A 591-nucleotide genomic window follows, 5' to 3' on the forward strand; every position below is an offset into this window, starting at 1 on the left:
TGCATCGAGCACCATATCTGTATTCATCCGTGTAGATACTTTCCATCCAACAATTGCTCGTGAGAACACATCAATAATAAATGCGGTGTAGACCCAGCCAGAATTGGTTTGAATATACGTAAAGTCACTGACCCATAATTGGTCAGGTCGATCAGCACTAAAATTACGTTTCACTAAATCATCTGCTCGTTTTTGGTCATCTCGGCTACGGGTGGTCTGTTTATTCTTACCACGCCAAACACCTTGTATTCCTAGCTTTTGCATCAATCGAGCAACTGTACAGCGCGCAATAATATAGCCTTCACGTTTCAGTTTTTGCCAGACTTTACGTACACCATATCGACCTGAACTTTCCTTCCAAATTCGTTTAATCTCCTCAGCATGATGCAAGTCATGTAAATCTCGCTTTGCTCGATGTTCTGGATTTTCACAGAGATCTAGAGTCCGGTAATAGGTTGAAGGTGCGATCGGTAAAATTCTACAAATCGCCTCAACACCATATAACGCCTTATTGTTATGGATAAAATCCACCATTATTTGTGTGGGCGGTCGAGCTCCGCCTGGGCGAAAAAAGCGGCTGCTTTACGTAGA

The 591-nt window shown here is 42.8% G+C and carries 1 pseudogene and 1 other annotated feature; the pseudogene reads right to left on the minus strand.

Annotated elements, in window-relative coordinates:
• A pseudogene (locus tag GVV58_RS15280) lies at nt 1-582 on the minus strand (IS3 family transposase); the annotation flags it as partial.
• Nucleotides 460-576, minus strand: a sequence feature (AL1L pseudoknot). (Overlaps the previous pseudogene by 117 nt.)
• Nucleotides 583-591 lie beyond the last annotated feature (9 nt).

It is taken from the genome of Acinetobacter sp. 18QD2AZ41W (assembly GCF_009829025.1).
GTDB classification, from domain to species: Bacteria; Pseudomonadota; Gammaproteobacteria; order Pseudomonadales; family Moraxellaceae; genus Acinetobacter; species Acinetobacter pseudolwoffii.